Below are 13968 nucleotides of genomic sequence, written 5' to 3'. Positions count from 1 at the left end.
ATTGATTGTCTAAAATAATAATACTTTAGCAACCGTTAAAAAAGGTTAACAAAAAAGCATTGAAGAAACGGATCACCTGATTTTAAAAACAATAAATACAATGAAACATTTTTTACTTGGATTACTTGCTGTCATGCTCCTCACTCCTGGTTACGCCCAATGGCGCAAGGGTGAGATGGAAATAAAAGTAGAATTATCATCGCCTGCAGAAGCTGCCCGATTACAGGCGCTTCAACTCAACGGCGATGTTTATCGCGATCACGCCCGTCTGTATGTTACCCCCGAAGAACGCTTGCAGCTTGAGCAGGCTGGATTTACACCGGAGATACTCATCGGAAACCTGAGTGAGTACTACGCCCATTTCTGGGAAACCGACGAAGCCTATCACAGCTACCAGGAAATCATCGACCTGGCGGATAGCCTGGCTGCAAATTTTCCAGACATTTGTACCAAACACATTTTTGGAACTTCGCTGGGTGGCCGCCAACTGGCAGCGCTCAAAATCAGCGACAACTCCGCCATCGACGAAGGCCAACCTGAGATTATGTTCGACGCCGGCATCCACGGCGACGAAATCGGCGGGCCTGAAAACGTCATTCGCTTTGCGCGCGACCTATGCCTGGCTTACGGCAACGATCCTTACATCACCGGACTTGTCGACACACGCGAGATCTGGCTTTATCTGATGGTAAATCCCGATGGACGCGTGGGTATGACGCGATACAACAACAATGGTATAGACCTGAACCGCGACTGGGGCTACATGTGGAATGCAGAGGGCGGCAGCACCGGCGCCTTCTCGCAGGTGGAATCGAAATCGCTAAGAGATTGCTCGTATAGCAACCAGTTTGTGGTACACACCACCTATCACAGCGGCACCGAATATGTTTCCTACCCCTGGAGCTATCGCGCCAGCCAGCCACCGGATTATACCCACATCGATCATCTTGCAGCGTTGTATTCCACCGAATCGGGCTATGCCAATATGGAATATGGACAAGGAAACACAGGCATGTATCCCATAAACGGAAGCACCAAAGATGGCAACTACGGAGCTATGGGAAGCATTAGCTGGTCGATGGAAATATCGTACAGCAAACAACCTCCTGTATCGCAGATCATGACTTATTACAACTACAACAAACCTGCTATGCTTGCAATTATAGAGCATGCCGGCTATGGCATGAGCGGTACTATTACCGACGCTATTACCGGCGAACCGGTGACGGCCACTGTTTTTGTTAATAATTTGCTTCCCGCATACACCGGCCCCGGAGTAGGCGATTTTCATAAATATGTGCTGGCAGGCACCTACAATATTTTGGTGAAAGCCAATGGCTATGCCGACAAGCTCGTTACCGGAATCAGCGTAAGCGCAATGAATACTACTGTAGTGGATATCGAAATGGATGCGCTACAGCACCAAAGCATTTACAAAGTTATCAGCTCGCGCATCCCCAACAACAACTCCGCTGACCCGGGGCTCACATGGAATGTAATCGGACAACCCGACAACTTGTACTATTCGCTGGGCAAAGCAGGTTGGATTGTGCTTGATATGCAGAGTGTAATCTTTGATGGCCCCGGCCCTGATATCATGGTTTTTGAAGGCGACGCTACCCCCGAGGGTTTCACTTTATATGCCGGCGAAAGCATGGACGGTCCGTGGCACAGCATGGGAACAGGCACCGGAACTTCAGAATTCGACTTTGCCAACTGCAACATTTCTGAAGCACGTTATTTTAAAATACTCGACGATGGCGATGGCACCGCTAACCAAAACGGCGCCGGCTTCGACCTGGATGCCATGCAGGCGCTTAGCTCAATTACCGGCCCTTATATCATTATGGAAGGATACGTGATAAACGATTCCGGCGGCAACAACAACGGGATCCTTGAACCCGGCGAGACAGCCGATTTTATTGTAACCATTAAGAATGTGGGAACCGAGGCAGGCATTGACCTCACCGGAACTTTTACAACCGGAGATCAATACCTGACCATTCTCACCACCGCGCCACAGTCGTTTGGCACCCTCGCCATAAACGAGAGCGCTACCGCGACCTACAGCGTGTCAGCAGCAGCATCGGCTCCTGCAGGCCACGTTTCCACCATCAACTTCAACTATCAGGGCGCCAACGTGGATCCCAACACAAAATATATCACAATTGAATTTCCCGATTACTGCGAGGCTTCCACCAGCAACCAGGACGAATACATCTCCAAAGTGGTGTGCGGCGAAATCAACAACACCAGCGGATGGCAGGGTGGCGTGGCCAACTTTACAGATATCACCACCACCATTGACGCGGGTGACTCCGAAGCCATTACCGTTACCAATGGCAACGCCTGGTCGTCGGATAAAGTTACCTGCTGGGTGGATTGGAATATGAACTTTGAGTTTGACGGTGGTGACGAAAAGTTTGTTCTTACCAGTAGTGGTGGCGGTGCTTCATTCACTGGCACTATTTCGGTACCCGAAGCTACTCCTCCGGGCAACTATCGCATGCGCATAAGGATGAGCTATAGCAGCGATCCGGTTCCTTGCGGCTCGATGAGCTATGGTGAAGTAGAAGATTACACCATTATAGTAGGCGGAGAAATACCAGAACCATTGGAGGCGGGATTTACCTGCGACGAAACCATTGTTTGCCACGGCACCGAAGTTCATTTTTCTGATATTTCAATTGGCAATCCAACCAGTTGGGATTGGAGTTTTCCGGGTGGAACTCCCGCCACTTCCACCGACGAAAATCCTGTTGTAGTTTATAATAGTGGTGGATTTTATGACGTTACGCTCATAGTAAGTAACGGCACCAACAGCGACAGCTTCACAGCTCTGGACTATATCTGGGTTTTTGATGACCCACAAGTTCCGGTTACTCCCGATGGCCTCGCCCTCATGTGCCAGGACGCTCCCGACTGCATCTATTTTACCAACCCCGAAAACAGCACTGACTGGGAATGGCAAATGGTACCCGCCGCTGCCGGAACGTTTACACAAAATGGCCCGGAAATAACAGTGGACTGGAACGCCAGTTTTGCCGGCATGGTCGAAATTATGGTAGCCGGTATTAATTTGTGTGGCCAAAGCGCTATGAGCACACCGCTGCAGGTGGAGATAGAACCGCTGCCCGCCGCTGCCGGCAACATTATCGGGCCTGACATAGTTTGCCAAAACCACATTTATGAATTTACTGCAGAAGAGATAGCTGCTGCTGATTTTTACGAATGGACAATTGTACCTGCCGAAGCCGGTACAATTATTAATAACGAACAGATGAATCCCACTGTGATTATGTTTAGCGAAACCTATAATGGCAACGCTACACTAAATGTGAGAGGCGGCAACCCTTGTGGTGAAGGCGAATGGTCGGAGGATTTTGTGGTGTATGTGGATGTGTGCGAAGGTATTTATAATCCGGCTATAGCCGAAAAAATACAAATCAGACCCAACCCTGCCAAAGGAGCTTTTACGCTATCGTTGCCTGCCATCAATGAGCAGGAGATTTCGCTAAAGATGATGGATGTAAATGGAAATATTGTGTTTGAAAACAGAGCAGCTTTGCGCAATGAAGACACCGACCTCACCATCGATCCTGGCCTGCTTCCGGCAGGGGTTTATTATTTGCACATCACAGCTAACACATTGAATGTCATTAAAAAAATAGTAATCCATCAGTAAACCTTTTGGATAATAACAGGTTATTTCAAAGGAAGACATTTGGCGTAAGCCGATGTTTTCCTTTTATCTTTTGTAAACTCAACTTTAAACTTTACGAAAATGAAATATCTTTTCTCACTGCTCTTTGCGCTCACGCTTACGCTTTTCGTTCAGGCTCAGCAACACGTGGTCATCCGATTCAACAATCCTGACCCGATGACGGTTAAAACTTTTAATAATGCAGATTACGATGTGGCGTCATTTGTACCCGGAAAATATCTTGACCTGGTAGTTTGGGAAACTGAAGTGGAAACATTTCTACAACAAGGTTATGATGTGAAGGTGGTAAGCACCGAAGCTGAAATGGCTGCCAACCTGGGAAATGTTGACGACATCGCCGGATATCGTACGTATGCCGAAACGCTTCAGGAGCTGCAGCAAATTGCTGCCGACCATCCCGACATCTGCAAGTTGATCGACATCGGCGACAGCCACGGCAAAGTTTACTACAACGAAGGCTATGGCAACTACAGCGCATACCAGCACGACATTTGGGCCATGAAGGTGTCGGACAACGTGGAGCTGGACGAAGACGAGCCTGCCGTTTATTATTTTGGAGCGCACCATGCCCGCGAACCACTGAGCACCGAAGTAGCCATGTATGTTTTAAATCATATTATCGATAATTACGGCACCGACCCGGAGATTACCGCAAATGTGAACAGCAAAGAGATTTGGTTTGTACCCATCGTTAATCCCGATGGCCATGAAATAGTGCTGAATCAAATAGACATGAACTGGCGCAAGAACATTCGCGACAACGACGGCAATGGAACCGTGACACAAGGCAATTGGAATAGTTATCCTGACGGTGTAGACCCCAACCGCAACTACGGCTGGCAATGGGGCACCGAAGGTACATCTTTTGATCCGGGCAATGAAACCTACTGCGGCCCGGAAGCTTTCTCTGAGCCAGAGCTACAGGCAATTCGCGACCTGATGGCTGAGCGTCATTTTGTAGCAGGCATCTCTTACCATACCTACAGCGAACTGGTGTTGTGGCCTTACGGATATACTACCGGAGCAGCAGGTCCCGACGATGCTGCAATTGGTAATCTGGCCACCATGATAGGTAATGCAATTCCTGGCATCTCGGGCGGACATTATACACCACAGTCCTCCTGGCAGCTTTATCCAGCCGCCGGCGGAACCGACGACTGGGCGTATGGGCAACACGGAATATTTGGCTATACCGTCGAACTGGGAACACAATTTATCCCGCCAGCCAATCAGGTGTATCAGATTACCCAGGACAATATAAACGCTGCTATGATCCTGCTCAACCGCATCAACTATTCTACGTTGACAGGACATATAACCAATGCTACCACTGGTGATCCCGTAGAGGCAGAAGTGTTTATTACAGAAATCGACAACACTGGTTTGTTCCGTATGCCCTACATGAGCAATGCTGCTTTTGGCGCCTATTACCGCATGTTGATGAATAATAGCTATACCGTGACCTTTTCGGCTTTCGGATATATCTCGCAAACTTTTAATAATGTTGCCATCACCAGCAACGGGCAAACCATCCTGGATGTGCAACTGGTGCCCGCACAAGTTATTTCTTTATCAGGAACAGTTACCGACACCGACAATGGCGAACCCATCGAGGGTGCTACCATTACTATCTTCAACACACCTTTGGAACCTGTAATTACAGGTTCGGATGGATCCTACAGCATTCCGGAAGTTTTCGAAAATACCTACACCATCAAAGTTTGGGCGCAGGATTATGCCACCGTCATACAGGAAGTGACAATCACTCCCGACAACAATATTGTAAACTTCGAACTGACAGAAAGCTTTGCCATTAGTTTTGAAGAAGGCAGCTTTGGACCGAACTGGACTTTTGGAGGAAACGCCAACTGGGTTATTGATAATAACGTTTCGTGGGATGGCCAAAATTCAGCACGCTCAGGGAGCATTGGCAACAACAGCTCTTCACAGATGATTTACACCATGGATGTGGCCACCGGAGGCACCGTTTCTTTTTATCGCAAAGTATCTTCGGAGTCGGGATATGATTTACTGAAGTTTTATATCGATAATCAATTGAAAGATTCGTGGTCGGGACAGCAGGATTGGGCACCGTATTCTTATAATGTAACGGCCGGAACACACACTTTTAAATGGTCTTACGAAAAAGACATGTATGTAGCTTCGGGCAGCGATTGCGGGTGGATCGATTACATCGAGTTTCCACCTGCGGCCACCGTTAATGCCAATGCAGGCGCCAACGGCGAAATCTGCGAAAGCGAAACTTACCAATGCAACGGTACAGCCAGCTATTACGAAACCATAATCTGGACTACTTCCGGCGACGGAACCTTTAACAACATTCAAAGCCTGCAGGCTATCTATACGCCGGGTACTGCGGATATTAACACAGGAAATGTTACGCTTACCCTTACGGCTGCCGATAGCCAGGGCAACAGCGATGCTGACAATCTGCTGCTCACCATACTCCCGTTGCCTGCTATGGCCGATGGCCTGAGCGGCGAAACGCCAGTTTGCGCCGGATATCTCTACCCCTACAGCTGCCAACCCATTGCCGATGCCTTGAGCTATGAATGGGTACTCACTCCTGCCGAAGCCGGAACAATAGAAGAAGTGGCAGATAACGAAATTACCATACACTGGTCGACTGAATATTTTGCTACGGCAACCCTGAAAGTGCGCGGCTTGAACGATTGTGGCTATGGCGATTTCTCGGATGAATTTGTGGTTACAGTAGAAGATTGTACCTCGATAAATGAGGCCTCTGCCGGCAGCTTTAGCATTACGCCAAATCCCGCTTCCGATCATTTGATGATTACTATGCCGACGATGACATCGGGAATAGCAACCATCAAGATTTTCTCCGTCACCGGAAAACTAATGTTACAACAGGAACATTCAAACAACAGCGAAAGCATCACCCTTGATGTCGCTTCATTGAAAAATGGAATGTATTTGCTGGAATTTTACAATGATAATCTCTCAGAGGTTCGCAAATTGATCATCAGCAAATAATTATATAAATCAATTCACAAGTAAACTCACCACAAACACTCGTATTCAAAATGAAAAAAACTACAACGATCCTATTTATTATTTCGCTATTTGTATTGTCGATAGCCAGCTATGGACAGGACAAGGGAGAGAAAACAGGAAGCGGACTCTACAAGGATGGAAAATACTATCCTTACGACGTCCTCGACACACGTGTTGATAATATGCGCTATTGGCGCAAAGTCGCCGAACTGGGTCTGACGCCGGTAGAACCACACCGGGAAGTGCCGCGCGGTATCTACAAAGGCAGCCGCATTGCTGCTAAAAGTGTTTGGCGCGACGATTCACCAGACGTGCCTGTAACAACCGAAAACTCCACCCAAAGTGAGAACTCTGTATTCGTAAACCCTACCGATCCTGAACACGTATTACAATCGAACAACTCCACGCAGAATCCTGTAGGCCAATTGTATGGCGCCAACTATTTCTTTTCTTACGACTTTGGCGCTACCTGGGGTGGCTCATTACTCGGAGCCGGCGGAGCCAACTCCGGCGACCCGACTACAGCCATCAGCCTCACCGGACGCCAATATGTGGGATATATCCACAGCAATGGCGGGCAGGGGGTTTCTTACTCCGATGATGGCGAGACCTGGACTGCTGTGCTGGTAGATGCCGGCGCCGGCTCCTCACTACTCGACAAAAACCACATGTGGATCGACAACAGTCCCACCAGCCCTTACCAGGGATATCTTTATTCGGCATGGACCGACTTTGGCGGCTCCAACGATTCGGAAATTGAGATTGCACGCTCGACAAATCACGGTATCAGCTACTCGGGTGCCATTAACATCAGTTCGCAGGTAAACGCCGGAAGTCATAACCAGGGTGTCAATATCCAGACAGGGCCTGACGGGCAAGTGTATGTGTTATGGGCAATCTATGATGGCTGGCCCACCGACGAAAAATCCATGGGCTTTGCCAAATCCCTCGACGGAGGAGCAACCTATCTGCCCGCTACCCGCATCATCAGCAACATTCGCGGCATCCGTATCTCCGAAACCAGCAAGAACCACCGCGTTAACTCATTCCCATCCATGGCCTGCGACATCAGCGGTGACGGCGCCCTTTATATCGTATGGACAAACATTGGCGTCCCCGGCGTTAACACGGGCAATGATATCGATATTTACATGATCCGCTCTACCGACGAAGGAGCAACCTGGTCGGAACCAATCCGTGTGAATCAGGATGCAATGGGCCAGGGATATGAGCATTATTTCCCCTGGATTACCTGCGACCCGATAACCGGTGCACTAAGTGTAATTTTTTATGACGACCGCAATGTGGGTGGCAATAAATGTGAAGTGTGGTGTGCCAACTCTTTTGATGGTGGCGACACCTGGGAAGATTTCCGCGTAAGCGACACCGACTTTACTCCTTCACCCATCCCTGGCCTGGCCGGTGGATACATGGGTGATTATCTGGGCATTTCTGCCCGCGATGGCCGTGTATATCCGGTATGGACCGACAACCGCAACGGCGTCACCATGTCCTACACCTCGCCATACGAAACCAACAGCCTGGCACGTCCGGCCAACCTTACTGCAGCAGTGACTTTTGAAAGCGGCGCGGTAGATCTGCAATGGACTTTTGAACCCATTTCTACATTCGAATATTTTATCGTTTACCGCAATGGTTTTGAAGTAGGAACAACCGAAGATTTCACTTTTACCGACAACTTGCCTGACTATGGCATTTTTAAATACAAAGTTACCGCCATGCACTCTGAAGGCGAATCATCAGGACCGTCGGCAACGGCACAATGGGGCGATGCACACATTGCTGTGGAACCAGCCGCAATCGTCGAGAACCTCCCGCTGCTGGGCACTTCTACCAGATATATCACAGTAGAAAATACCGGCCAATTGAATTTGATTTACGATGTATCCTCCTCCACCGAGCCCATCCGCGGACGCGATTATTGTCCGGCTTCAACCACCTACCAGGATGAGTACATTTCCAAAGTAAGCTTTGGCGAAATCGACAACAGCAGCAGCTGGCAGGCAGGTGTAGCTGACTACACCGATCAAAGTACCGACCTCGAAGTGGGTGCCAGCGAGAGCATCGTAGTTACCAACGGCAATGCCTGGTCGAGCGATAAGGTCACCGTATGGGTTGACTGGAACAGCAATCTTGAGTTTGAAACGGGTAGTGACGAAGAGTTCGTATTGACGAGCAATGGAGGGGGACAAACCTTTACCGGCCAAATTACCGTTCCACAGGGAACCCAGAGTGGCGAAAAGCGGATGCGCGTCAGGATGACCTATTCTTCAGCTCCTAACCCTTGCGGCAACTCAAGCTATGGCGAAGTAGAAGACTATACCATAAATGTTTCGGGATGGATGCTCGTTGAAAGAATTACTGATACCATTGCTCCGGGCAACACGCAGACAATAGCAGTGCTGTTTGACGCAACAGACCTGGAACAGGGAACCTATTACGGTAACGTAAAAATTGAAAGCAACGACCCCGATGTACTTGAACTTGATGTTCCGGTAACGTTGAACGTTGGCGAAGGATTTCCGATGGCACTCAATGTGGCTGCAAATCCATCAACCATTTGCGAAGGCGAAACCAGTGAACTCGATGCCAATGTAACCGGCGGAACAGGCACTTACAGCTACCTGTGGACCTCACAGCCCGCAGGATTTACTTCGACGCTTGAGAACCCCGTTGTTTCTCCCTCCGAAACCACCACCTATTTTGTGGAAGTATCCGATGGCACATCCAACATCGATGGACAGGTAATGGTAGTTGTGAACTTTGCTCCCAGCGCACCGGCCACTCCGGTGGGAGCTACCTCGGCATGTATGGGCGAAGTACAAACTGTTTTTGCCACCACTGGTATTATTGGCGCCACAGACTACATTTGGGACATGTATCCTGCTGAAGCAGGAGCGCTCGAAAACAATGGCCTTACCGCTATACTAACCTGGGACGAAAATTTCAGCGGTGATGTTACCCTGATGGTATCTGCCATAAACAACTGCGGTGAAGGTGAAATGTCTGAGCCGCTGAACGTGACTATGCACGAACTCCCCACAGTAGATCTGGGACCAAACGATACCATCTGCGCCAACCATTTCATTATTCTCGATGCTGGCAACCCCGGTGCCACATATCTTTGGTCGACCGGAGAAACCACACAAACCATTCAGGTCGACAGCACCGGCGTAGGATTGGGTGAAAAAGAAATCTGGGTAGAAGTTACTGATGTCTTTACCTGTGTCAACAGCGACGCCATAACGATTACCTTCGATGCCTGCATTGGTATTTCTGAACTCGAAGACCAATGGTCAGTGAGCGTTTTCCCCAATCCATCCGCAGGTAACTTTCAGGTTGTTATCAAATCGCGCAACAGCCAGCCGGTAGATTTGCGCATGTTCAGCACACTGGGAAGTGAAATTTACGCGCTCAACAACGTGGTGGTGAATGGTAGTAAGACAATTGATATAAACTTAAACAGCAAGCCTGAAGGCATTTATTTTATCAGCGTTCAGGGCGACGCCATCAATCTAATTCGGAAAGTCGTTATCCGAAAATAAATCGGAAACGTTAATTTTTTAACAAAAAAAACTGTCCGTAGGAAATTTTTTTGGCTGCGGGCAGTTTTTTTATTTCTACCGTAAAGCTTACCAATAGTAACTTCACGCACCAAAGGGATTAATTATGAGTGGAATCCATTGTTTTATTTCTTAATAATCCTTCCATTTCTTTGGAAATGTTTTTAAATTTGTACTCAAAATTAACAAACTTGCCTCTAGTAAATATTTAAAAAAATCTTATTATGACAAGGAAACCAATTACCATACTTCTGCACGTTCTGTTTACTCTGGCTTTTATAACTGCAGCACTCGAATTGTCGGCGGCACCGGAAGGCGATGCTGCCACCGTTACCGATCCTACCATTCTACAAAAGGAGCGCTTCGAGCTAACCATTTCAGGAAAGGTGTTTCGAAATGCCTGGAACTCCCCATTTAAAGGAGTTACCGTAATTTTTGAGCCTCAAGGTGGCGCCGTTGTTACCAATGACACCGGCTACTATTCCATTACATTGCCCCGCAACTGGTCGGGTACAGTTACTCCGGTGTATTGTGAGGGTTTCGAATCTTATGACCCACCCCAACGCAGCTATACCAACATCACCTCTAATTACTTTAACCAGGATTTTATTCACACCTACACCGAGGTGTTCACGATTTCAGGAACCTTTACCTACACCGACGGCACACCCATAGCCAACAAATCCATCGACCTGGGCGAGGCCAAAAAAGTGGTCACCAATGAATTTGGTGAGTACAGCATAACGAAGAAACCTTGCTGGACGAACAGCATATCACCAACTTTGAATAATCACTATTTTATCCCTGATAAAATCGATTTTAACAGTCTTAACTCCAGCCATGAAAATGTAGATTTTCAGGGTGTAGATTATTATAAACCGGTACCTCCCGATTTTGAATTTATTAATACCGGCAACCCAGCCTTTATATCTATTGAGGTTACAGCACAACCCAACATTTGCGGAGACGTCATTCAGGCCGGTGATTACATTGGTGTTTTTTATCTCGATGATAACGGAAAAGAGAAATGTGGCGGCTGTGGTATATGGTCTAACCATTCCAACGCATTTATGTCCGCCATGGGCATCGACACCTACACCCCCGAAAAAGATGGCTTTGCTTGGGGAGAAACCATGCGATGGAAAGTTTACTCTTATGCTTTGGGAGGCATAGTATTTCCGGCAACGCCAACGTTTATATCGGGCCCTGGATTACAAACGAATAATAAATGGATGCCTTTGGGAATGCACATTGCCAAGGGACTACAAGGAAAAATGGATAACCAGATTTTGATTCCACAAGGCTGGAGTGGCCTGTCGAGTTATACGGTTCCCAAATCATCAATTATTACCAATGTGATGAGTCCCATCCTGGATCATTTAGTGATATTGCAGGACATGACCAAGATGTATTACCCGGGTGCCGGCATCAACAACATGCTGGTATGGACGCCAACCAAAGGCTATAAAATTAAAGTAGATCAGGATGTGTATCTGCCGATGTTGGGCTGCCCGCTCACCAATCCAACCGTCAACCTGGCCGCGGGATGGAACATCGTTCCGGTGCTCAGCGGAACCAATGTATTGTTGTCGGAAGTGTTTTCGCCGGTAATGAATAAACTTACCATCGTAAAAGAAGTTGCAGGCAGTAGGGTCTATTGGCCGGCAGCAGGTGTACAATCGCTGCAGGTACTCGAACCCGGAAAGGCTTATTTTGTGTTGATGACATCGGCAGCAAGCATTACCTACAGCGATGGCGAAAACTTCAAACAAACTGCAAATGTGCAACAACATTATGTACACGATTTTGAAAATATTCCGTGGGAAAATCCTGTTAACACAGCCACAACACATACCATCGCTATTAGCACAGAAGCGATGGAACTACTGCCCGCCGAAAGCATCGTAGGCATATTTGCGGCCAACGGTACTTGCGCCGGATTGAGCAGCATTGGCGATAAACAGCACAGTGTTGCCATTACTGCTTTTGGCGATGAGCCTTCTTCCACAGAAATCGAAGGATTTGCAGCGGGAGAAGAGATGCAGTATAAATTATTTGATATGCAAACGGGAAATATTTCGACCCTGCTGGTAGAATACGATCAGCAGATGCCTTGCGCTGACGGTTATTTTACTGATGATGGGCTTTCGATGCTGAAAACCATGAAGATGTCTTCGACCGGAGTGGCAGACTACGGGCAAGAGCTGGTGCAGATTCATCCCAATCCTTCCACCGGAATTGTTAACTTTAGAGGGAATAACGAAAGTTACCAGGTGCAGGTAGTCAATGCGCAGGGCGAAATAAAAACCGAGCAAATCATCTCCGGAAACGCTCAGCTCGATCTGAGCCATCTGCCTCGCGGAATCTATATTGTGAAAATAAAAGACGAGAAAACTTCCTACATCAAAAAGCTTATCCTGAAATAGAAATTTAAAAGTAAACTGATTCAAAGCAGATATGATAAATAAGCCTTTGCAGACGATGCAAGGGCTTTTTTATTTGGGGTGAAATACCCTCGAAAACTATTGATCGCAAATCACGCTTTCCGGATAACCAGCCATGGCATGAATCGCCTCACCGGGTATTTGCTGTAGAAATTCCACTTTTGATACGAGTTGCTGTATCAGTTTTAGGTTTTCTCTTACGCTAAAAGTTTTAAAAACAGGATGGTTTTGCACATCAGAATTGATATCAGCTACAAGCCAATTATTGCCACACGCGAAGTCGATATTTACCAATTCTAAATTACGGATGTTGCGATTGTCCATTGTACGGAAATGGATTTCACCTTTTGTAATATCATACACAATACTCCACTGTGTGCTACCCTCTTGTGACACACTGTCCAGGATAGAAAAGCTGTAAGCAACAGGGTTTTGGTTTTTATAATCCCAAAGCATGGTTGCGGCGGTAGAAAAACGTCCTGATGAATTTTGAACCATGGGCGGATATTCCTTATCAGTATCCTTATTCTTTTTATAATCCAACGATACCTCGTAAGGGCAATTGGCCAGTACCGGGAAGGGTAGCTCCCTCCCCTGATGCACTGTCATAGTGCCATTCAGATACTCGATGGTGGCCATACTTCCGGACTTATCAGCAACCAGAAAATGCAATGTTGCGGCAGAAGTATATGATATGCGCAGGAAACTATCACTCTGGATAACCTGTTGCACCGTGGCCGCATTATCAAGCTGATATTGTACCCATTGCAACTCGGCAAGCCCGTAACGGGCATCGGGCTCCGGATACTGGGCTTTCTCCAGCCACATCTGTTCTATCACAAGACCCGCCTCATTCATTCCACCATACGGAAATTCCCGACCCATCTGGTTAAATGTAACACTGCCATATTTCGAAACCCATTGAAGGGGTTTTTCGGGCGGCCGCACAAAAGCTACTTTTTGTAAACCACGCGGGTTGATCTCGATATGTCCCATACCTGCCGGAAAGTCGAAATTACGCCCAAAAACCAAGGTGCCGTTATCAGCTTTGAGTACAAAGGTGGTGCAGGCAAACACTGAAGCGTATCCGAAAGAGGATACCAACAGCAACAACAACAGCTTTTTCACAATCATTTTTATCGTTTTTGTATTAAAAAAGAAAATGATCAATTTCTCAATC

At 47.5% G+C, this 13968-nt stretch carries 5 protein-coding genes; 4 read left to right on the top strand and 1 reads right to left on the bottom strand.

Annotated features, from left to right (window positions below):
* The first annotated feature begins 100 nt into the window (after positions 1-100).
* The 4 genes from VFC92_08575 (at position 101) to VFC92_08560 (ending at position 12770) form a co-directional block, all read left to right on the top strand.
* Entirely contained in the window at positions 101-3685 is a 3585-nt protein-coding gene (locus VFC92_08575) for a M14 family zinc carboxypeptidase (GenBank protein HZK08242.1), read from the top strand.
* Positions 3686-3784: 99 nt separating this feature from the next.
* Entirely contained in the window at positions 3785-6739 is a 2955-nt protein-coding gene (locus VFC92_08570; protein ID HZK08241.1) for a M14 family zinc carboxypeptidase, read from the top strand.
* Positions 6740-6789: 50 nt separating this feature from the next.
* Positions 6790-10326, top strand: a complete 3537-nt coding sequence (locus VFC92_08565; protein HZK08240.1) for a GEVED domain-containing protein — start codon at positions 6790-6792, stop codon at positions 10324-10326.
* A gap of 242 nt (positions 10327-10568) precedes the next feature.
* A complete protein-coding gene (locus tag VFC92_08560) occupies positions 10569-12770 on the top strand; it encodes a T9SS type A sorting domain-containing protein (GenBank protein HZK08239.1) in 2202 nt (733 codons plus the stop codon).
* Between the two features lie 96 nt (positions 12771-12866).
* On the opposite strand, the gene VFC92_08555 is transcribed toward VFC92_08560, so the two are convergent.
* Positions 12867-13922, bottom strand: a complete 1056-nt coding sequence (locus VFC92_08555) for a linear amide C-N hydrolase (protein HZK08238.1) — start codon at positions 13920-13922, stop codon at positions 12867-12869.
* Between the last annotated feature and the right edge of the window lie 46 nt (positions 13923-13968).

This window comes from Bacteroidales bacterium (assembly GCA_035647615.1).
Taxonomy (GTDB): domain Bacteria; phylum Bacteroidota; class Bacteroidia; order Bacteroidales; family 4484-276; genus SABY01.
This window is presented reverse-complemented; position numbering and strand designations above follow the sequence as displayed.